The organism is Streptomyces sp. NPDC059169, from assembly GCF_042755225.1.
Classification (GTDB): Bacteria; Actinomycetota; Actinomycetes; order Streptomycetales; family Streptomycetaceae; genus Streptomyces.
Genome location: NZ_JBHZCF010000005.1, coordinates 310,221 through 330,227 on the forward strand (window position 1 = coordinate 310,221; position 20,007 = coordinate 330,227).

The 20,007-nt window shown below is 70.9% G+C and carries 19 protein-coding genes; 15 read left to right on the forward strand and 4 right to left on the reverse strand.

All coding sequences use genetic code 11. The features are described 5' to 3' along the window. Nucleotides 1-202: 202 nt before the first annotated feature. A complete protein-coding gene (locus ACFXOM_RS12110; protein WP_384938134.1) occupies nt 203-931 on the reverse strand; it encodes a 3'-5' exonuclease in 729 nt (242 codons plus the stop codon). Nucleotides 932-1,102: 171 nt separating this feature from the next. On the opposite strand from ACFXOM_RS12110, the gene ACFXOM_RS12115 reads away from it, so the two are divergent. The 3 genes from ACFXOM_RS12115 (at nt 1,103) to thrS (ending at nt 5,211) form a co-directional block, all read left to right on the forward strand. Next, nucleotides 1,103-1,666, forward strand: a complete 564-nt coding sequence (locus ACFXOM_RS12115; protein WP_384938131.1) for a DUF4365 domain-containing protein — start codon at nt 1,103-1,105, stop codon at nt 1,664-1,666. Continuing rightward, entirely contained in the window at nt 1,666-2,934 is a 1,269-nt protein-coding gene (locus tag ACFXOM_RS12120; protein WP_384943826.1) for a hypothetical protein, read from the forward strand. The genes ACFXOM_RS12115 and ACFXOM_RS12120 overlap by 1 nt, the downstream gene beginning before the upstream one ends. A 300-nt stretch (nt 2,935-3,234) precedes the next feature. Then, a complete protein-coding gene (gene thrS, locus ACFXOM_RS12125; protein WP_384938126.1) occupies nt 3,235-5,211 on the forward strand; it encodes a threonine--tRNA ligase in 1,977 nt (658 codons plus the stop codon). Nucleotides 5,212-5,225: 14 nt separating this feature from the next. On the opposite strand, the gene ACFXOM_RS12130 is transcribed toward thrS, so the two are convergent. Beyond that, nucleotides 5,226-5,918, reverse strand: a complete 693-nt coding sequence (locus ACFXOM_RS12130) for a potassium channel family protein (RefSeq protein WP_384943822.1) — start codon at nt 5,916-5,918, stop codon at nt 5,226-5,228. Nucleotides 5,919-5,985: 67 nt separating this feature from the next. On the opposite strand from ACFXOM_RS12130, the gene ACFXOM_RS12135 reads away from it, so the two are divergent. After that, complete coding sequence (locus ACFXOM_RS12135) at nt 5,986-6,546, forward strand: HIT family protein (protein ID WP_384938120.1); 561 nt, start codon at nt 5,986-5,988, stop codon at nt 6,544-6,546. 42 nt (nt 6,547-6,588) lie between these two features. Here ACFXOM_RS12135 and ACFXOM_RS12140 read toward each other — a convergent pair whose 3' ends face one another. Together ACFXOM_RS12140 and ACFXOM_RS12145 are read right to left on the reverse strand one after the other, a co-directional pair. After that, nucleotides 6,589-8,244: a hypothetical protein gene (locus tag ACFXOM_RS12140; RefSeq protein ID WP_384938118.1), complete on the reverse strand. Its 1,656-nt coding sequence runs from the start codon at nt 8,242-8,244 to the stop codon at nt 6,589-6,591. A 167-nt stretch (nt 8,245-8,411) separates the two neighbouring features. After that, nucleotides 8,412-10,619: an elongation factor G-like protein EF-G2 gene (locus tag ACFXOM_RS12145; protein WP_384938115.1), complete on the reverse strand. Its 2,208-nt coding sequence runs from the start codon at nt 10,617-10,619 to the stop codon at nt 8,412-8,414. A gap of 251 nt (nt 10,620-10,870) precedes the next feature. On the opposite strand from ACFXOM_RS12145, the gene pgsA reads away from it, so the two are divergent. The 11 genes from pgsA to yajC all read left to right on the forward strand — a co-directional run bounded on the left by pgsA (nt 10,871) and on the right by yajC (nt 19,861). Next, nucleotides 10,871-11,542, forward strand: coding sequence for a phosphatidylinositol phosphate synthase (gene pgsA, locus ACFXOM_RS12150; protein ID WP_384938112.1), 672 nt, complete (start codon nt 10,871-10,873; stop codon nt 11,540-11,542). Next, nucleotides 11,539-12,444: a phosphatidylinositol mannoside acyltransferase gene (locus ACFXOM_RS12155; protein ID WP_384938110.1), complete on the forward strand. Its 906-nt coding sequence runs from the start codon at nt 11,539-11,541 to the stop codon at nt 12,442-12,444. The genes pgsA and ACFXOM_RS12155 overlap by 4 nt, the downstream gene beginning before the upstream one ends. Then, nucleotides 12,441-13,601: a glycosyltransferase family 4 protein gene (locus ACFXOM_RS12160; RefSeq protein WP_384938107.1), complete on the forward strand. Its 1,161-nt coding sequence runs from the start codon at nt 12,441-12,443 to the stop codon at nt 13,599-13,601. Before ACFXOM_RS12155 ends, ACFXOM_RS12160 begins: the two co-directional genes overlap by 4 nt. A gap of 122 nt (nt 13,602-13,723) precedes the next feature. Then, nucleotides 13,724-14,269: a hypothetical protein gene (locus ACFXOM_RS12165; protein WP_384938103.1), complete on the forward strand. Its 546-nt coding sequence runs from the start codon at nt 13,724-13,726 to the stop codon at nt 14,267-14,269. Nucleotides 14,270-14,310: 41 nt separating this feature from the next. Further along, nucleotides 14,311-15,285, forward strand: coding sequence for a pyridoxal 5'-phosphate synthase lyase subunit PdxS (gene pdxS / locus ACFXOM_RS12170; RefSeq protein ID WP_384938100.1), 975 nt, complete (start codon nt 14,311-14,313; stop codon nt 15,283-15,285). A 6-nt stretch (nt 15,286-15,291) separates the two neighbouring features. After that, nucleotides 15,292-15,912 (forward strand): pyridoxal 5'-phosphate synthase glutaminase subunit PdxT, encoded by a 621-nt coding sequence (gene pdxT / locus ACFXOM_RS12175; RefSeq protein ID WP_384938097.1) that lies wholly within the window; start codon nt 15,292-15,294, stop codon nt 15,910-15,912. 63 nt (nt 15,913-15,975) lie between these two features. Next, nucleotides 15,976-16,728: a YebC/PmpR family DNA-binding transcriptional regulator gene (locus tag ACFXOM_RS12180; RefSeq protein WP_384938094.1), complete on the forward strand. Its 753-nt coding sequence runs from the start codon at nt 15,976-15,978 to the stop codon at nt 16,726-16,728. A 140-nt stretch (nt 16,729-16,868) separates the two neighbouring features. Continuing rightward, nucleotides 16,869-17,399 carry a crossover junction endodeoxyribonuclease RuvC gene (gene ruvC / locus ACFXOM_RS12185; protein ID WP_384938092.1) on the forward strand — a complete coding sequence of 177 codons (531 nt, stop codon included), beginning with the start codon at nt 16,869-16,871 and terminating at the stop codon, nt 17,397-17,399. Then, nucleotides 17,396-18,004 carry a Holliday junction branch migration protein RuvA gene (ruvA, locus tag ACFXOM_RS12190; RefSeq protein ID WP_384938089.1) on the forward strand — a complete coding sequence of 203 codons (609 nt, stop codon included), beginning with the start codon at nt 17,396-17,398 and terminating at the stop codon, nt 18,002-18,004. The genes ruvC and ruvA overlap by 4 nt, the downstream gene beginning before the upstream one ends. A gap of 133 nt (nt 18,005-18,137) precedes the next feature. Continuing rightward, nucleotides 18,138-19,211, forward strand: coding sequence for a Holliday junction branch migration DNA helicase RuvB (gene ruvB, locus ACFXOM_RS12195; protein WP_384938239.1), 1,074 nt, complete (start codon nt 18,138-18,140; stop codon nt 19,209-19,211). A gap of 176 nt (nt 19,212-19,387) precedes the next feature. After that, nucleotides 19,388-19,861 (forward strand): preprotein translocase subunit YajC, encoded by a 474-nt coding sequence (gene yajC, locus ACFXOM_RS12200; RefSeq protein ID WP_385037875.1) that lies wholly within the window; start codon nt 19,388-19,390, stop codon nt 19,859-19,861. The last annotated feature ends 146 nt before the right edge of the window (nt 19,862-20,007 follow it).

Below are 20,007 nucleotides of genomic sequence, written 5' to 3' on the forward strand. Positions count from 1 at the left end.
GGTGACACGGGGGGTGGTGTTGGTGCGAACCAGTTAGCGCCCAAGGGGGGGGTCGGGTCCGTCAGCTGACGGACCGGCCCCACACGTATGTCCCCGCCCGCCGGCCCGTCCGGTTCCGCCGTCGGGTCCGACCGCCGCACGGTCCTCGTCCGCTGGGGACCGCGCACGGACCGGTGCGCACCGGCGGGCGTGCGGGCCCGGCTCAGGCGGCTCGTGCCGACAGGCCCGGCCGCACCGGCCACGCCGGGTCCACCGACTCCTCCGAGCCGTTGCGCGCGAACCACGCCTGCAGCCCGCGGGCCTGGGCGGCGTGCCACCCGGCCTGCCGCGTGTGCAACTCCGGCGGTGCCAACCGTTCCAGACGTGCGGCGAAGCGCCGCCCGACGGCGCGTACGACCTCCAGCGCAGCGGTCGCGTCCGCAGCGGCGTCGTGCGCTCCGTCGAGGGGGACCTCGTAGTGCGTACAGAGGTCAGTCAGCGTGCGGCGACCCTTGCGGTACCGGTCCAGATGCTTGTCGAGGACCCTCGGGTCCAACACGCACAAGGGCACGTTCTCCACGTAGTGCGCGAGCGACGAGGCACGGTGCCGGCGTAGTTCGCGGTCCAGGAGCGTCAGGTCGAACGGTGCGTTCATCACCACGATCGGCCTGCCCGCCGCGCACTGCTCGGCCAGTGCCCGGCCTATCTCCTCCATCACCGGTGAAGGCCAGCGGCCGTGGCGCTGCAGGTGGTCCTCCGTGAGGCCGTGCACGGCGGTCGACTCGGCCGGCACCGGTACGCCCGGATTGACCAGCCAGGAGGTGATCCGCGGACGACCCCCGGCGGAATCCTGGACGACCATCGCGGCAGATACGATCCGGTCCTGTTCCACGTCCACGCCCGTCGTCTCGGTGTCAAATGCGGCCAGGGGCCCTTCATACCAATGCGTCATCCCCGAACTCCTCGCCCATTTCTGGCAGATGGTGTGATCCGACTGCCCGGATCGGTGATACCCGCCCTGTTTGCGCACTACGCAGAGGGGTGACAACACAGTTGACGGACCGTAGAACCGACGGGCCGTCGTCCACCACTCACCGGCACACCCCGGAAGGCGGACGCAGCCATGGCGCTCGCGCAGCCCGAACCGGGTGCGCTGCCCGAGCGGGCCGAACCGCTGCGCGGAGCACTCGCCACCACCGCCTGCATGGAGACCCTCCAGGTGGGGTACTTGCACGCGGTCGCAGCCGCCGCGGGCTGCTCGCTGTCCCAGCCGTTCCCGGACAACGGGATCGACTGGCACGTCAGCCACAGCGCTCCCGGACACACCGTCGACGACGAGGTCACCATCAAGGTGCAGCTGAAGGCCACCTACCAGATCCCGCCGCACCCACCCGGTCCTGCGTTCTCCTTCATGCTCGACAACGACCACTTGGCGAAGCTCGCCCGCACCCCCGTGTCGGTGCACAAGATCCTCGTCGTCATGATCGTGCCGCGGGCCCGCGACGAGTGGCTGCGCGCCGGGCACGACCGGCTCGACCTGCGGCACTGCTGCTACTGGACCAACCTGGCCGGCCACCCGGTGACGGGCCGGCGCAGGACCACCGTGCGGATCCCGACCTCGCGCATCTTCGACGACCGGGCGCTCTGCGAGATCATGACCCGCGTCGGGACGGGAGGGAAACCGTGATGCACCGCCCAAGCGACGAACCCGCACCGCCGCGCTCCGGCGCACGCCCGTTTCCACCCGCGCGCAGCGTTCCGCTCCCGCTGACGGACGACGCGCCCGCGCTCTGGTACGACAGCGGGGGACCCGACCCCGCGCACGTCGACCCAGCCGTTCTGAGCGCACTCCTCGACCGGCACGGCTGGCGCCGGCGCGGGGGCGCCGCGGGAAGGTACGCACGCTGGACCCCGCCCGGACCCGGCAGCGGCGGCACGAGCCTCCTCGTCCCCGAGGACCGGGCCTTCCCCGACTGCGAGGACCTGCTGGGCGAGGCACTGACCGCCCTCGCCCGCTCGGCGGCTCCCTCGGCCAGGGAGGTGCTCGTCGGGCTCGCCGTACCGAGCGACGAGATCCGCTGGTGGCGCGACGTACCGCAAGGCCCGTCCGGTGCGGCTGCCTGGACGGCGCAGGATCAGTTGAGGTCCGCTGCGCGGCGGCTGCTGCTCGCCGCCGCGCTCGCCGTCCGCGGCCGCGCCGGGTACCACGGGGCGAGGCACCGGCGGCAGGCCCAAGCCGCGCTGGAGGGCGTCCTCGTCGGACCCGCGCCGGGCGGGCGCGCACTCACCGCCTTCGTGCCGGTGGACCCCGGCCGCTCCCTCGTCGTACGGCTGCACCACGCACTGCACGCCACCCGCGAAGCCGTCGACTACCGCCGGGCCACCGGCGGGATGGAGGCCTTCGACACCGCCGTCGCAGCCGGGGTCAGCCGTGAACTGACCGAGGCGGTCGTCGCGCTGGTGCGCGGCTCCGAAGGCGCGCGCATCGCGCTGGCCTGGGCGCCGGCGGGCGGCGTCCCCGAGGGGTGCGCCGCCCGTCCCGAGCCCGTCGAGTTCTCCCCGGGAGACCTGCCGGTGCTGCGCGAGGCGGGCGCGCGGTACCTGCGGGCCGAACCGTCCGTACCGGTCCGGATCACCGGAGCGGTGGTGCGGATGCGGCGGTCCGGTCCGCGCGGTGAGGGGACGGTGCGGCTACGGGTCCTCGCGGGTGCGGACGTGCCCCACGTACGCGCCGTGCTCGACGAGGAGGCCTACCGCACCGCGGGCCACGCGCACCTCGTGGGACTGCCGATCCGGGTCGTCGGGAGGCTGGAGAGCCGTGGCGGTTTCCGCCGTCTCAGCGATGCGTCCGGCGTGGTGCCGGTCCAGGTGGACGACGCGGAGCGGGACCGGCTGATGAAGGCGCTCCACGAGAACCTGGACTTCTTCGGGGAGGCGTGCGGCGCGGACGGCTGACGGGGCTGGGTGGTCACGGCGCCAGGAGGTACGGCGGTGCGCCGTGCCGGCGGGGAAGGCTGCCGCGTGGCGAGTACCCGGCCGGTGCACGACCCGGGTGTGCCGGGGCGCACCGACCCGCGCCCGTGCGGTTGCCGCGCGGTGCGCCACGGTGTGGGCAGTCGGAGGGGCGAGACGGCGGCCGCCGCCGACGGGGAACGGCGCGGGAACCGTTTCGCGGACAGCCTCCCCGGCTCGGTAGCATGGCGTACTGCGCGCGCACCACCGTCAGCGCGCTTCCCCACCAGGCAGGAGAGACCGGTGTCAGACGTCCGTGTGATCATCCAACGCGATTCCGAGCGGGAAGAGCGCGTGGTCACCACGGGCACCACGGCGGCCGAACTCTTCGCCGGTGAGCGCACGATCATCGCCGCCCGGGTCGGCGGGGAGCTGAAGGACCTGACCTACCAGGTGCAGGACGGCGAGGCGGTCGAGCCCGTCGAGATCTCCTCGGAGGACGGCCTCAACATCCTGCGCCACTCCACGGCGCACGTGATGGCGCAGGCCGTGCAGGAGCTCTTCCCGGAGGCCAAGCTGGGCATCGGTCCCCCGGTCCGTGACGGCTTCTACTACGACTTCGACGTCGAGAAGCCGTTCACGCCCGAGGACCTCAAGGCCGTCGAGAAGAAGATGCAGGAGATCCAGAAGCGTGGCCAGCGCTTCTCGCGGCGCGTGGTCACCGACGAGGCCGCCCGCGAGGAGCTGGCGGACGAGCCGTACAAGCTGGAGCTCATCGGCATCAAGGGATCAGCGTCCTCCGACGACGGTGCGGACGTCGAGGTGGGCGGCGGCGAGCTGACCATCTACGACAACCTGGACGCCAAGACCGGCGAGCTGTGCTGGAAGGACCTCTGCCGCGGTCCCCACCTGCCCACCACCCGCAACATCCCGGCGTTCAAGCTGATGCGCAACGCGGCGGCGTACTGGCGCGGCAGCGAGAAGAACCCGATGCTGCAGCGCATCTACGGCACCGCCTGGCCGTCCAAGGAAGAGCTGAAGGCACACCTGGACTTCCTCGCCGAGGCCGAGAAGCGCGACCACCGCAAGCTCGGCAACGAGCTGGACCTCTTCTCCTTCCCCGACGAGGTCGGCTCGGGCCTCGCCGTCTTCCACCCCAAGGGCGGTGTCATCCGCCGGGTGATGGAGGACTACTCCCGCAAGCGCCACGAGGAGCACGGCTACGAGTTCGTGTACTCGCCGCACGCGACCAAGGGCAAGCTGTTCGAGAAGTCGGGCCACCTGGACTGGTACGCCGAGGGCATGTACCCGCCCATGCAGCTCGACGAGGGCGTGGACTACTACCTCAAGCCCATGAACTGCCCGATGCACAACCTGATCTTCGATGCGCGCGGTCGCTCCTACCGCGAACTGCCGCTGCGTCTCTTCGAGTTCGGCACGGTGTACCGCTACGAGAAGTCGGGCGTCGTGCACGGCCTGACCCGGGCCCGCGGATTCACCCAGGACGACGCGCACATCTACTGCACCAGGGAGCAGATGGCGGAGGAGCTCGACAAGACGCTCACCTTCGTCCTCGACCTGCTGCGCGACTACGGCCTCACCGACTTCTACCTGGAGTTGTCCACCAAGGACCCGAACAAGTTCGTCGGCTCCGACGAGGTCTGGGAGGAGGCCACCGAGGTCCTGCGCCAGGTGGCCGAGAAGCAGGGACTTCCGCTGACTCCCGACCCGGGCGGCGCTGCCTTCTACGGCCCGAAGATCTCCGTCCAGGCGAAGGACGCGATCGGCCGCACCTGGCAGATGTCGACCGTCCAGCTCGACTTCAACCTGCCCGAGCGCTTCAACCTGGAGTACACCGGACCCGACGGCTCCAAGCAGCGCCCGGTCATGATCCACCGAGCGCTGTTCGGCTCCATCGAGCGTTTCTTCGCCGTGCTGCTGGAACACTACGCGGGTGCGTTCCCGGCCTGGCTGGCGCCCGTGCAGGCGCTGGGCATCCCGATCGGTGACGCCCATGTGCCGTACCTCCAGGAGTTCGCCGCCAAGGCCCGCAGGCAGGGACTGCGCGTCGAGGTCGACGCCTCCTCGGACCGCATGCAGAAGAAGATCCGCAACGCCCAGAAGCAGAAGGTGCCCTTCATGGTCATCGCGGGCGACGAGGACATGGAGAACGGCGCGGTCTCCTTCCGCTACCGGGACGGTTCGCAGGAGAACGGCATTCCGGTCGACGAGGCCATCGCCAAGATCGCGAAGGTCGTCGAGGAACGCACCCAGCTCTGATCGGGCGCGCGGCCCTAGGAAGACGCCCCCGGAGGACGCCCGTCCTCCGGGGGCTCCTTCTCGTCCTCCCGGGTGAAGACCTGGACCAGCCAGGACGAGAACGAGCCGGTCACCGCGCCCAGCAGGGCCAGCCCGCAGATCATCATCCCGACGGCGATCAGCCGACCCAGCCGCGTCACCGGCGTCACGTCCCCGTACCCGACGGTCGTCAGCGTCGCGCTCGCCCACCACAGGGAGTCGCCGAAGGTCCGGATCGTCGCACCGGGTACCGAGCGCTCCACCTGGTAGACGGTGAGCGCTCCCGAGTAGCCCAGCAGGACCGCCGTCACGCCCGCGTACGCGATCACCCGCGCGTGCAGACTGAGCCGCGGCTGTTCATGGCGTCGCTGCACCGCGGTGTAGACCTTGAGCAGACGCAGCGGACGCAGCAGCGGGAGCACCAGCACCAACGTGTCCAGCCAGTGCGTCCGCAGGAAACGGGGCAGCCGTTGTCCACTGATCCGGAGCCGCACCAGGTAGTCCGCTGCGAAGACCAGCCACATCAGCAGCATCACCGCGAGTGCGATCTCCCTCCACGCCCGATCGACGTGGTCGGCCAGGATGCGCACCGAGTACGCCGCGAGAAAGACCAGCGAAGCCCAGAACAGCGGCAGCTCGACCCGCCCCTCCCAGCGCTGGAGCGGGGACTCCCCTTCGTCGACGTCCATCGGCCCAGCATCGCGGGCCGTCCCCCGGGTCCGCCCCCGACGACACGTTCCGTACGGGCGAAGTCATATGCTGCACCACATGACGAGTGAGCCGGAGCAGCAGATCGGAGTCGGTATCCAGGACGCGTTCCAGCGTCTGTGGACGCCCCACCGGATGGCGTACATCCAGGGCGAGAACAAGCCGACCGGACCGGGGGCCGGGGACGGCTGCCCCTTCTGCTCCATCCCCACCGCGTCCGATGAGGACGGCCTGGTCATCGCGCGTGGCGAGAGCGTCTACGCGGTACTCAACCTGTACCCGTACAACGGCGGTCACCTGATGGTCGTCCCCTACCGGCACGTGGCCGACTACACGGACCTCGACGAGGCGGAGACCGTCGAGCTCGCCGCGTTCACCAAGCGGGCCATGACGGCACTGCGCACGGCCTCCGGGGCGCACGGCTTCAACATCGGTATGAACCAGGGCACGGACGCCGGCGCAGGCATCGCCGCGCACCTCCACCAGCACGTCGTACCGCGCTGGGGCGGCGACACCAACTTCATGCCGGTCATCGGTCACACCCGGGTGCTGCCCCAACTCCTCGCCGACACCCGGAAGATGCTCGCCGAGGCCTGGCCGCAGGCATGACCACGGGGCGCCGCCCACGCGTCGCGGGCGGCGCTGTGCCGCCTAGGCGTCGTACACGTCCGCCTTGCGGGGCGACGGGTCCTGCACCATACCGCTGACCACCATGGAGCGGTTGCTGAAGCGCTCCGTGTCCACGCCGTGCTCCTCGAGGACGCGCATCGCGGCCGTGTGCGTCACCCTCAGCACGGGAGTCGCCGCGCGCATGGCGTCGTCGGCCATGAACCGGTGCCGCCAGGGGGGCTCCGTCCAGACGTGCCGCAGTCCGAACGGCTCCGGAAGCACCAGCTTCCCCCCGAGGAAATCGAGCAGCGGCGGGTACCACGTGAAGGGTGCGCGGACGGCCAGCCGTACCACCTCGGGCGCATCCACCAGCGGCAGGTGCCGCTGGGTGGTCTCCCAGAACCGCAGGGTCTTGGCGACCTCGACCGTCTTGGGAGCGGGCTTGCCGCTGAACAGGGAGTGGACGGGACCGAGCGCGTGCCCGGTCACCTCGATGCGCAGGGTTTCGTAGAGCACCGTCACCGTGATCATCATGGTGATCACCAGCTGCCCGTCCCAGAGCGTGAACTGCACGCCCAGGTAGTGGCGGTTCCCGCTGCCGAACTGCTGGTGGTCGCAGATGCGCTGTATCTCGTGGCGCTTGACCTGGAACGTTTCCACGTCCTGGCCCGCGGGCCGGGCGACCTCGCCCGCGTTCTCCCCGACCGGCACCACGATCCAGTGCTTCACGGTGGGTGCGGGAAACCCCCCCGAGTTCAGCGGACCGCGCTGCAGGAGGGTCAGCTGGTCGTGGATGACCTTGATGACGTCCCAGCTGCGGAACTGGTGGAACTCCTTGTTGGGAGCCTTCGGCACCAGTTCCTCGGCGAGCTGCCAGCTGCCCCAGCGGGTGCCCATGCCGAGTATCGCCTTGGGGCCGGCGTAGAACACCGTGTTGGACTGCTGCTCGGCGGTGAGCTTCTCCAGGCCCTGCCGCAGTTGCTCGGCCGCGGTCTCGTTCGGATGACCCGGCACGGCCTCCGGCACCTTGGCGCCGATGCCGCCTCCCGAGAGGAGGTTGTTCCAGCGCTCGCGCAGGTCCTTCGCCGTGGACTCGCAGACCCGCTTCGCCACCAGCCATCCGATGGCCGGGGCGACGACCATCGCCCGGAGGTAGTACCCCCAGAAGCCGGTGAACGGCAGCTTCAGCAGGAAGATCACACCGAGGACGCCGACGGCGGCCAGCAACGCGGTGGCCAGTGCCCCCGCCTTCTTGTCCTTCGCCCCTGCGATCGTGCGGCGCAGCTGGAACACACCGACCCACAGCAGCGCCCCGGGCAGGAACAGCAGGCCGAACAGCACCGAGATCGCCGTCAGTTTGGCGTCCCGCTCCTTGCGGATCCGGGTCGCCGCGAGCGCGTGCTCGACCACGACCTGCGGCTCGGTGCCGAACGACTGGATGAGCGGCTTGCGGGCCCCGCCGAGCATCCGGACCTGGACCGCCCGGGAGAACGCCTCGCCCAGGTTCGGCTCGAAGAGCGTGAACTTGCCCTTCTTCACCTTCGATTCGTGCCACTCGCTGTTGGCCTTCAGGATCTCCTCGATCGAGCTGTCCCGGTAGGCAGCCGAAGCGAGGGCGTTCGTCGCGGCCGTCTGGCCGGCCGCGCCCTGCAACGGGACCTGTGCCCCGGGAGAGAAATCGAATGCCTGGTCCGCCACCGCACCGCCCCCATCGCCGCAACCGTCCGCACTGCGGCTGTTCCCGACTCCTGCGCCCCGCACACGTCGTCAGCAGGGCACTACAGCCTATCGGGCAGATGGTTCACCCGTCAGTACCGCCTCGGGTGCCGCCCGCCGCACGCGCGTACGACGGGCGGCACCGCCAACTAGGAGCCGGAGTCGGCCTGTTCGCGGATCTTGTCGGCCAGTTGGGGAGGCATCGGCTCGTGCCGTGCGAACGAGCGGTCGAAGTTCCCGGTCCCGTGCGAGATCGACCTCAGGTCCACCGCGTACCGTCCTATCTCCAGCTCCGGCACCTCGGCCCGGACCACGGTCCGCCCCGGGCCCGCCTGTTCCGTGCCGACAACCCGGCCGCGCCGTCCCGACAGATCGCTCATCACGGGACCCACGTACTCGTCCGGCACCATCACCTGCACCTCGGCGACCGGTTCCAGCAGATGGATCCGCGCCTCGGTCGCCGCCTCGCGCAGGGCCAACGCACCCGCCGTCTGGAAGGCCGCGTCGGACGAGTCCACCGAGTGCGCCTTGCCGTCGACCAGCGTCACCCGTACGTCGACGAGGGGATAGCCGGCAGCGACCCCGCGGGCCGCCTGGGCCCGGACCCCCTTCTCCACGGACGGGATGAACTGCCGTGGCACGGCACCGCCGACGACCTTGTCGACGAACTCGACGCCGGACCCCGGTGGCAGCGGCTCCACCTCGATCTCGCAGATCGCGTACTGCCCGTGTCCGCCGGACTGCTTCACGTGCCGGCCGCGGCCCGCCGAGCGGTCACCGAAGGTCTCCCGCAGCGACACCTTGTGCGGCACCACGTCGACCTGCACCCCGTACCGGCTGCGCAGCCGCTCCAGGGCCACGTCCCGGTGGGCCTCGCCCAAGCACCACAGCACCACCTGGTGGGTGTCCTGGTTCTGTTCGAGCCGCATCGTCGGGTCCTCGGCGACCAGTCGTGCGAGACCCTGGGACAGTCGGTCCTCGTCGGCCTTGCTGTGCGCCTGGATGGCCACCGGCAGCAGCGGGTCCGGCATCCGCCAGGGCTCCATCAGCAGCGGGTCGTCCTTCGAGGAGATCGTGTCCCCGGTCTCGGCCCGCCCCAGCTTCGCGACGGACGCGAGGTCGCCGGCGATGCACATGCCGACCGTGCGCTGTTGTTTGCCGAAGGGGGAGGAGAGCGCGCCGATCCGCTCGTCGACGTCGTGGTCCTCGTGGCCGCGGTCCGCGAGACCGTGCCCCGACACGTGCACCGTCTCGTCGGGGCGCAGCGTCCCGGAGAAGACCCGGACGAGCGAGAGCCGTCCGACGTACGGGTCGGAGGCGGTCCTGACCACCTCGGCGACCAGCGGGCCTTCCGGGTCGCAGGTGATCGCGGGGCGGGTCCGGCCCTCAGGGGTGGCGACCGCCGGGGCCGGCCGCTCCAGCGGGGTCGGGAACCCGCCGGTGATGAGTTCCAGCAGCTCCAGCGTGCCCAGGCCCTGCTTCGCGCCGTCCGCGGCCGGTGCCGCGGCCAGCACCGGGTGGAAGGAGCCCCGGGCGACCGCCTTCTCCAGATCGTCGATCAGCGTCTTGATGTCGATGTCCTCGCCGCCGAGGTAGCGGTCCATCAGGGTCTCGTCCTCGCTCTCCGCGATGATCCCCTCGATGAGCCGGTTGCGGGCCTCCTCGATCACCGGCAGCTGGTCGGGCGTCGGCGTCGTCTCCTTGCGTTCCCCGGACGAGTAGTCGAAGACCTTCTGCGACAGCAGTCCGATCAGACCCGTGACCGGCGCGTGGCCGTCCGCCGCCTCCGCCCCGTGCAGCGGCAGGTAGAGCGGCAGCACGGCGTCGGGGTCGTCACCGCCGAACAGCTGCCCGCAGACCCCGGTCAGCTCCTCGTAGCCGGTGCGGGCCGTTTCCAGATGGGTCACCACGATCGCCCGGGGCATGCCGACGGCGGCGCACTCCTCCCACACCATGCGCGTCGAGGCAGGCACCGCGTCGGCCTCCTGCGCTGCCGAGACGACGAAGAGGGCCGCGTCCGCGGCTCGCAGACCGGCCCTGAGCTCCCCCACGAAGTCGGCGTACCCCGGGGTGTCCAGAAGGTTGATCTTGTACCCGCTCCATTCGATCGGTACGAGGCTGAGCTGCACGGAACGCTGCTGGCGGTGTTCGATCTCGTCGTAGTCCGAGACCGTGCCGCCGTCCTCCACGCGACCTGCCCGGTTGACCGCTCCCGCCGCCAACGCCAGGGCCTCGACCAGGGTCGTCTTCCCCGATCCGCTGTGGCCGACCAGCACCACATTCCGTACGGATGTCGGCCGGTCGGCCGTCGTAGCCCTGCCGGCGGCCCCGGATTGTGCATTCGCCTTGTCGCCCATGGTGTTCCTCCCGACTGGTTGCACGGTGAGGTGAGGGCGCGGACCCGGGGGCCGAGATGGGGAGACCCCCGGCCGGAGGCCGAGAGGCTCCGGCGATGCCCGCGGTTGTCTTTCGAGCTTTCCACTCCCGTCACGGTGCGTCCATACGTCGTACGCGACCGGGGGAGGCCGCTGGCGCACCGACCGCCTGGCTACGATGGGGCCGCCGGTGGCCATCGGGGCCGCGCGGCCCACCGACCCTCGGGAAGGCCATGCTGAACAAGTACGCGCGTGCGTTTTTCACGCGTGTCCTCACACCGTTCGCCGCGTTTCTGCTCCGCCGCGGGGTGAGCCCGGACGCGGTGACCCTCGTCGGCACGGCAGGGGTCGTGGCGGGCGCGCTGGTCTTCTTCCCTCGCGGAGAGTTCTTCTGGGGCACGATCGTCATCACCCTGTTCGTCTTCTCGGACCTCGTCGACGGCAACATGGCCCGCCAGGCGGGGGTCTCCAGCCGGTGGGGCGCGTTCCTCGACTCCACCCTGGACCGGGTCGCGGACGGGGCGATCTTCGGCGGCTTCGCCCTCTGGTATGCGGGCAAGGGCGACGACAATGTGTTGTGTGCCGTGGCCATCTTCTGCTTGGCGAGCGGCCAGGTCGTCTCGTACACCAAGGCGCGGGGCGAGTCGATCGGCCTTCCGGTCGCCGTGAACGGCCTGGTGGAGCGGGCCGAGCGGCTGGTGATCTCACTGGTGGCAGCGGGACTCGCAGGACTGCACGCCTTCGGGGTGCCCGGTGTCGAGGTCCTTCTGCCGATCGCCCTGTGGATCGTGGCGGCCGGCTCGCTGGTGACGCTGGGGCAGCGGGTCGTCACGGTACGCCGGGAGGCGGTGGAGGCGGACGCGCAGACCTCCCCGCACGGGACCTCGCAGGGGAGTGGGGCATGAGCGGTGCCAGGGGGCGACTGACGGACGCGCTGTACGCACTGGGCTGGGGAGCGGTCAAGAAGCTTCCGGAGCCGGTGGCGACCGCGCTGGGCCGCACGATCGCCGACGCGGCGTGGCGCCGGCGGGGCAAGGGCGTGCTGAGGCTGGAGGCCAATCTGGCCCGGGTGGTACCGGACGCCGGGCCCGACCGCCTCGCCGAACTCTCCAGGGCCGGCATGCGCTCGTACATGCGGTACTGGATGGAGTCCTTCCGCCTGCCCACCTGGACCGCCGAACGTGCGAAGCAGAGTTTCGAGGTCGCCGACATCCACCGCCTGACCGAGGGTCTGGCCGAGGGCCGGGGCGTCGTCCTCGCGCTGCCGCACATGGCCAACTACGACCTGGCGGGGATCTGGGTCACCCGTGCCCTGGGCGTGCCCTTCACGACGGTCGCCGAACGACTCGAACCGGAGACGCTGTACGACCGTTTCGTCGCCTACCGGGAGGGCCTCGGGATGGAGGTGCTGCCCCACACCGGCGGCGCCGCCTTCGGCACCCTGGCGCGGCGGCTGCGCTCCGGCGGGCTCGTCTGCCTCGTTGCCGACCGGGACCTCTCGGCGAGCGGCGTCGAGGTGAAGTTCTTCGGCGACACCGCACGGATGCCCGCCGGTCCGGCGATGCTCGCGCAGCAGACCGGGGCGCTGCTGCTGCCGGTGACGCTCTGGTACGACGGCTCACCGGTGATGAGGGGGCGGGTGCATCCCCCGGTCGACGTACCGGAGACAGGTACGCGCGAGGAAAAGACGTCTGTGATGACACAGGCGCTGGCGGACGCCTTCGCCACCGGAATCGCCGACCACCCGGAGGACTGGCACATGCTGCAACGGTTGTGGCTCGCAGACCTGGAGGAGCACCGGACGTGAGGATCGGGATCGTCTGCCCCTACTCGTGGGACGTGCCCGGCGGCGTCCAGTTCCACATCAGGGACCTCGCCGAGCACCTGATCCGGCTCGGCCACCAGGTCTCCGTGCTCGCCCCCGCGGATGACGACACCCCGCTTCCGCCGTACGTCGTGTCGGCGGGTCGGGCCGTGCCCGTGCCGTACAACGGCTCGGTGGCCCGGCTGAACTTCGGCTTCCTGTCCGCCGCCCGGGTGCGCCGGTGGCTGCACGACGGCACGTTCGACGTCATCCACATCCACGAGCCCGCCTCGCCCTCCCTGGGACTGCTGTCGTGCTGGGCGGCGCAGGGGCCCATCGTCGCGACCTTCCACACGTCCAATCCCCGGTCGAGGGCGATGATCGCCGCGTACCCGATCCTCCAGCCCGCCCTGGAGAAGATCAGCGCACGGATCGCCGTCAGCGAGTACGCGCGCCGGACGCTCGTGGAGCACCTGGGCGGTGACGCGGTGGTCATCCCCAACGGGGTGGACGTCGACTTCTTCGCCGACGCCGAGCCGAAGGCGGAGTGGCAGGGCGGCACGCTGGGGTTCATCGGGCGGATCGACGAACCGCGCAAGGGCCTGCCGGTGCTGATGAAGGCCCTGCCCAGGATCCTCGCGGAGCGGCCGGAGACCCGGCTGCTCGTCGCGGGACGGGGCGACGAGCACGAAGCCGTCGCCTCGCTGCCCGTCGAGATGCGTTCCCGCGTCGAGTTCCTCGGGATGGTGAGCGACGAGGACAAGGCACGGTTGCTGCGGAGCGTCGACGTGTACGTCGCGCCCAACACGGGCGGCGAGAGCTTCGGGATCATCCTGGTCGAGGCGATGTCGGCGGGTGCGCCGGTGCTCGCGTCCGATCTGGACGCGTTCGCGCAGGTCCTGGACCAGGGTGCGGCCGGCGAGCTGTTCGCCAACGAGGATGCCGATGCGCTGGCCGCGGCCGCGGTCCGGCTGCTGGGTTCGCCGGAGCGGCGCGCGGAGCTCAGCGCGCGGGGGAGCGCGCACGTGCGGCGCTTCGACTGGGCGACGGTGGGTGCGGACATCCTCGCGGTGTACGAGACGGTGACGGACGGCGCGGCGTCGGTCGCGGCGGACGAACGGCCCGGGCTGCGGGCGAGGTTCGGGCTGGCTCGCGACTGAGCCCCGGGAGGTGACGACGGCCTCCCGGAGGGGACGACGGACCCCCCGGGGGGACCCGCCGGGCTCCGGGGCCGCGCCCCGTACCCCTGCACCGCCGGAGGCGCCCGGTAGCCTTGCCGCCCGTGATCGCAACCCTGATCTGGACCCTCGTCGCGCTGGTCGTGATCGGCCTCTACCTGAGTTGGACCGCCGGACGGCTCGACCGGTTGCACGCGCGGATCGACGCCGCCCGTGCCGCCCTGGACGCGCAACTCGTGCGACGCGCCTCGGTCACCCAGGAGGTCGCCACCTCGGGCGTGCTCGATCCCGCCGCCTCGATCGTCCTGTACGAGGCGGCGCACGCGGCACGGCAGGCGGACGAGGACCACCGCGAGGTCGCCGAGAGCGAGCTCAGCCAGGCACTGCGCGCCGTCTTCGCCGACCAGGCGCAGGTCGACGCGGTCCGCGAGGCACCCGGCGGCGAGGATGCGGCCGGTGAACTCGCGGCGGCCGTACGGCGCGTGCCCATGGCGCGGCGGTTCCACAACGACGCCGTGCGTGCCGCGAGGGCCCTGCGCAGGCACAGGACGGTGCGCTGGTTCCGGCTGGCCGGACACGCCCCCTTCCCGCTGGCGTTCGAGATGGACGACGAGCCCCCCGCCGCCCTCGCCGACCGCCCGGGCTCCTGAAAACGAGCCACGGGCTCCCCATTGGCCCTTGCAGTGGCCTGATGCCGGGGGGTTTCCTCGGCTCAGCACTACCCGTCTGTCGTCTTCGAGTGAGGTCATTCGTGTCCAGCACGCTTCCCACCACCCCCCAGGCCCCCGAGACCGGCACCGCGCGCGTCAAGCGCGGTATGGCCGAGCAGCTCAAGGGCGGCGTGATCATGGACGTGGTCACGCCGGAGCAGGCGAAGATCGCCGAGGACGCGGGCGCCGTCGCCGTCATGGCTCTGGAGCGGGTACCGGCCGACATCCGCAAGGACGGCGGCGTGGCCCGCATGTCCGACCCCGACATGATCGAGGGCATCATCGAGGCCGTCTCGATCCCGGTCATGGCCAAGTCCCGGATCGGTCACTTCGTCGAGGCCCAGGTCCTGCAGTCCCTCGGCGTCGACTACATCGACGAGTCCGAGGTACTGACCCCGGCCGACGAGGTCAACCACTCCGACAAGTGGGCGTTCACCACGCCGTTCGTGTGCGGCGCCACCAACCTGGGCGAGGCCCTGCGCCGGATCGCCGAGGGTGCTGCCATGATCCGCTCGAAGGGCGAGGCGGGTACCGGCAACGTCGTCGAGGCCGTCCGCCACCTGCGCCAGATCAAGAACGAGATCGCCAAGCTGCGCGGCTTTGACAACCACGAGCTGTACGCGGCCGCCAAGGAGCTGCGTGCCCCGTACGAGCTGGTCAAGGAGGTCGCCGAGCTCGGCAAGCTGCCGGTCGTGCTGTTCTCCGCCGGTGGTGTGGCCACCCCGGCCGACGCCGCGCTGATGCGCCAGCTCGGCGCCGAGGGCGTCTTCGTCGGCTCCGGCATCTTCAAGTCCGGCGACCCGGCCAAGCGTGCCGCCGCCATCGTGAAGGCCACCACCTTCTACGACGACCCGAAGATCATCGCGGACGCCTCCCGCAACCTGGGCGAGGCCATGGTCGGCATCAACTGCGACACCCTGCCCGAGACCGAGCGCTACGCGAACCGGGGCTGGTAAGCCCCGATGGGCAACACCCTCCTCCCGCCTGCGGCGGGGGCACCCCCACTGATCGGCGTTCTGGCCCTCCAGGGCGACGTGCGGGAGCATGTGACCGCCCTGGCCGCGGCCGACGCCGTGGCCAGGGCGGTCCGCCGCCCCGAGGAGCTCGCCGAGGTCGACGGTCTGGTCATTCCCGGCGGCGAGTCCACCACGATCTCCAAGCTCGCCCACCTCTTCGGGGTGATGGAGCCGCTGCGCGAGCGGGTACGTGCGGGCATGCCGGTGTACGGCACGTGCGCGGGCCTGATCATGCTCGCGGACAAGATCCTCGACCCGCGTTCCGGCCAGGAGACCGTCGGCGGCATCGACATGATCGTGCGCCGCAACGCCTTCGGCCGCCAGAACGAGTCCTTCGAATCCGCCGTCGACGTCAAGGGCGTAGCGGGCGACCCCGTCGAGGGCGTCTTCATCCGGGCCCCGTGGGTCGAGTCCGTGGGCGCCGCGGTCGAGGTGCTCGCCGAGCACGAGGGCCACATCGTCGCCGTACGGCAGGGCAACGCGCTGGCCACGTCGTTCCACCCGGAACTGACTGGCGACCACCGCGTGCACGCACTGTTCGTCGACATGGTGCGCTCCGCGCACTGACCTCGTCCCGGTAGGATCACAGGCGAACGCAGCAGGGATTGGTTACGCGAAGGAGACAGGCAGATGTCCGGCCACTCTAAATGGGCCACGACGAAGCACAAGAAGGCCGTGATCGACGCCAAGCGCGGCAAGCTCTTCGCGAAGCTGATCAAGAACATCGAGGTCGCGGCCCGTACCGGTGGCGCCGATGTGGACGGCAACCCCACGCTCTTCGACGCCATCCAGAAGGCGAAGAAGCAGTCGGTCCCGAACAAGAACATCGAGTCCGCGGTCAAGCGCGGAGCCGGTCTCGAGGCGGGTGGCGCCGAATACGAGACGATCATGTACGAGGGCTACGGTCCGAACGGCGTCGCGGTGCTCATCGAGTGCCTCACCGACAACCGCAACCGCGCGGCCTCCGACGTACGCGTCGCCATGACCCGCAACGGCGGTTCCATGGCCGACCCCGGTTCGGTGTCCTACCTGTTCAACCGCAAGGGCGTCGTCGTGCTCCCCAAGGGGGAGCTGACCGAGGACGACGTGCTGGGTGCGGTGCTGGACGCCGGCGCCGAGGAGGTCAATGACCTCGGAGAGAACTTCGAGGTCATCAGCGAGGCCACCGACCTCGTCGCGGTGCGTTCCGCGCTCCAGGAGGCCGGCATCGACTACGACTCGGCCGAGGCCAACTTCGTCCCGACCATGCAGGTCGAGCTGGACGAGGAGGGTGCGCGCAAGATCTTCAAGCTGATCGACGCGCTGGAGGACAGCGACGACGTGCAGAACGTCTTCGCCAACTTCGACGTCTCGGACGACGTCATGGAGAAGGTCGACGCCTGATCCCGCTCCGCAGACGGGCCGACGGGGACACGCCCCCGTCGGCCCGTCGCGTTCTCGGGCGTTGTCAGTGCGAGCCGATAGCCTGCACGGGCTGGGGGTGAGCTCCGGTGGTGGCCGGGGGAGAGCGAAGGAGGGTGGGCGTGCGCGTGCTGGGGGTGGATCCAGGGCTGACCCGGTGTGGCATAGGGGTGGTCGAAGGCGTCGCAGGCCGCCCGCTGACGATGATCGGTGTCGGGGTCGTCCGGACGCCGGCCGATGCCGACACGGGGCAGCGCCTGGTCGCCATCGAGCGCGGCATCGAGGAGTGGCTGGATGCCCACCGGCCCGAACTGGTCGCGGTCGAGCGGGTGTTCAGTCAGCACAACGTGCGAACGGTCATGGGCACGGCCCAAGCGAGCGCCGTCGCGATGCTCTGTGCCGCCCGCCGCGGACTGCCCGTGGCCCTGCACACCCCCAGTGAGGTCAAGGCCGCCGTCACCGGCAGCGGCCGTGCCGACAAATCCCAGGTCGGGGCGATGGTGACCCGGCTGTTGCGGCTCGATTCCCCTCCCAAGCCCGCCGATGCCGCCGACGCGTTGGCCCTCGCGATCTGCCACATCTGGCGGGCCCCTGCCCAGAACAGGCTCCAGCAGGCCGTGGCCCTGCACGCATCGAAAGGCCGCACGACATGATCGCCTTTGTGAGCGGCCCGGTCGCCGCCCTCGCCCCGACCACCGCCGTCATCGAGGTCGGTGGAGTCGGCATGGCCGTCCAGTGCACCCCCGGCACGCTGGCCGAGTTGAGGATCGGTCAGGAGGCCAAGCTGGCCACCTCCTTGGTGGTGCGCGAGGATTCACTGACCCTCTACGGCTTCGCCGACGAGGACGAACGCCAGGTGTTCGAGATGCTCCAGACCGCCAGCGGCGTCGGTCCCCGCCTGGCCCAGGCGATGCTCGCCGTGCACAGTCCGGACGCCTTGCGCCGCGCGGTGGCCACCGCCGACGAGAAGGCGCTCACGGCCGTTCCCGGCATCGGCAAGAAGGGCGCCCAGAAGCTGCTGCTGGAGCTCAAGGACCGGCTCGGCGAGCCGAGGGGAACCGCCCCGGCCGTGGGTGCACCGATCAGCCAGGCCTGGCGGGACCAACTGCACGCGGCGCTGATCGGCCTCGGCTACGCGACCCGTGAGGCCGACGAAGCCGTCACCGCCGTCACCCCGCAGGCCGAGGCCGCGGGCGGCGAGCCCCAGGTCGGGCAGCTGCTCAAGGCGGCGCTGCAGTCGCTCAACCGCACCCGCTGACGACCCCCGCCCCGCTGGGCGTCCCCGTACCCGAGACCGACCCCCTACGGTCCCTGCCCCCGCGCCGCGCCAAGTGCCGCGCGGGGCCGGGACCCGGCACGAGAAGAGCGCAGAGGCAGACCGCATGGACCCGATGGAGTGGGACGAAGCCAGCCACGAGACGCCGGCCGGCGCTGGGGCCGAGCGGCTCGTCGGCTCGTCGGCTGACGGCGAGGACCAGGCCGTCGAGGCGGCACTACGCCCCAAGTCGCTGGACGAGTTCGTCGGACAGGAACGCGTCCGGGAGCAGCTCGACCTGGTGCTCAAGGCGGCCCTCGCACGGGGAGCCACCGCCGACCACGTGCTGCTCTCCGGTGCGCCCGGGCTCGGCAAGACCACCCTGTCCATGATCATCGCCGCGGAGATGGGCGCTCCGATCCGCATCACCTCGGGCCCCGCCATCCAGCACGCCGGGGACCTCGCGGCCATCCTGTCCTCCCTTCAGGAAGGCGAGGTGCTCTTCCTCGACGAGATCCACCGGATGTCCCGGCCTGCCGAGGAGATGCTCTACATGGCGATGGAGGACTTCCGGGTCGACGTCATCGTCGGCAAGGGCCCGGGCGCCACTGCCATCCCGCTGGAGCTTCCGCCGTTCACGCTGGTCGGAGCAACGACCCGGGCGGGGTTGCTGCCGCCGCCGCTGCGCGACCGCTTCGGCTTCACCGCGCACATGGAGTTCTACGAGCCCGCCGAGTTGGAGCGCGTGGTGCACCGGTCCGCCCAGCTCCTCGATGTGGCCATCGACACGGACGGTGCCGCGGAGATCGCGGGCCGCTCCCGCGGTACCCCGCGCATCGCCAACCGGCTGCTGCGGCGCGTCCGGGACTACGCGCAGGTCAAGGCGGACGGTCGGATCAACCGGGAGATCGCCGCGGTGGCCCTCGGTGTGTACGAGGTGGACGGACGCGGTCTGGACCGGCTCGACCGGGCCGTGCTGCAGGCGCTGCTCAAGCTCTTCGGAGGCGGACCGGTGGGTCTGTCCACCCTCGCGGTGGCCGTGGGGGAGGAGCGCGAGACCGTCGAGGAGGTCGCCGAGCCGTTCCTGGTACGGGAGGGGCTGCTCGCCCGTACTCCCCGTGGTCGGGTGGCCACGCCCGCGGCATGGGCGCATCTCGGCCTCGTACCGCCCCAGGGCGGGGGTGCACAGCCGGGCCTGTTCGGCGCGTGACGGCGCGGACGGTCGCCCGGTCGGGAACCGGGGTGCCATGCTGGGCGTTGTTCCATCGATGCGGACTCGCTTAGACTCCGCCGATGCCGCCCGTCCAGGTCGGCACCCCACCCCCGTAGATCAGGCCGCGTCTCTCGCGGTCGTGCGAAGGACTCCGTCCCGTGAATAACATCGGCATGCTCCTCCCGTTCATCGTGCTCATCGGGGCCATGTTCCTCATGACCCGCTCCGCCAAGAAGAAGCAGCAACAGGCGGTGAACATGCGGAACCAGATGCAGCCCGGAACAGGTGTGCGGACCATCGGCGGCCTCTACGCCACCGTCAAGGAGGTCAACGACGACACCGTCCTCCTCGAGGCTGCTCCCGGTGTCCACCTGGTGTTCGCCAAGAACGCCATCGGCGCGGTCCTCGACGACGCGGAGTACAACCGGATCGTGCACGGCGACGAAGACGAGGGCGACCTCACGAGCCACATCGTTCCCGATGACGCCTCCTCGCTCACCGGTGCGGGGGCCGGCGATGACGCGGACGCCAAGGATGCCAAGATCGACCTGGGCAAGCCGGACGAGGCGGCCGACGCCGACGCCGCGCCTGAGGCCAAGGACGCCAAGGGCGGCGACAAGACGAACGGCGACACCGACGCGAAGTAGCCGCGACCGGGGACCGCGGGCGCCTGAGGGCGTGCCGCGGTCCCCGGTGCGTGCCCACTTCCTCCGCGGGGGCAGGTCCCCACAACACATCGTGGCCGCTCCGTCGCACACCCGGCGCGGGGCGGTTGGACAGGGAGAATCGAGAA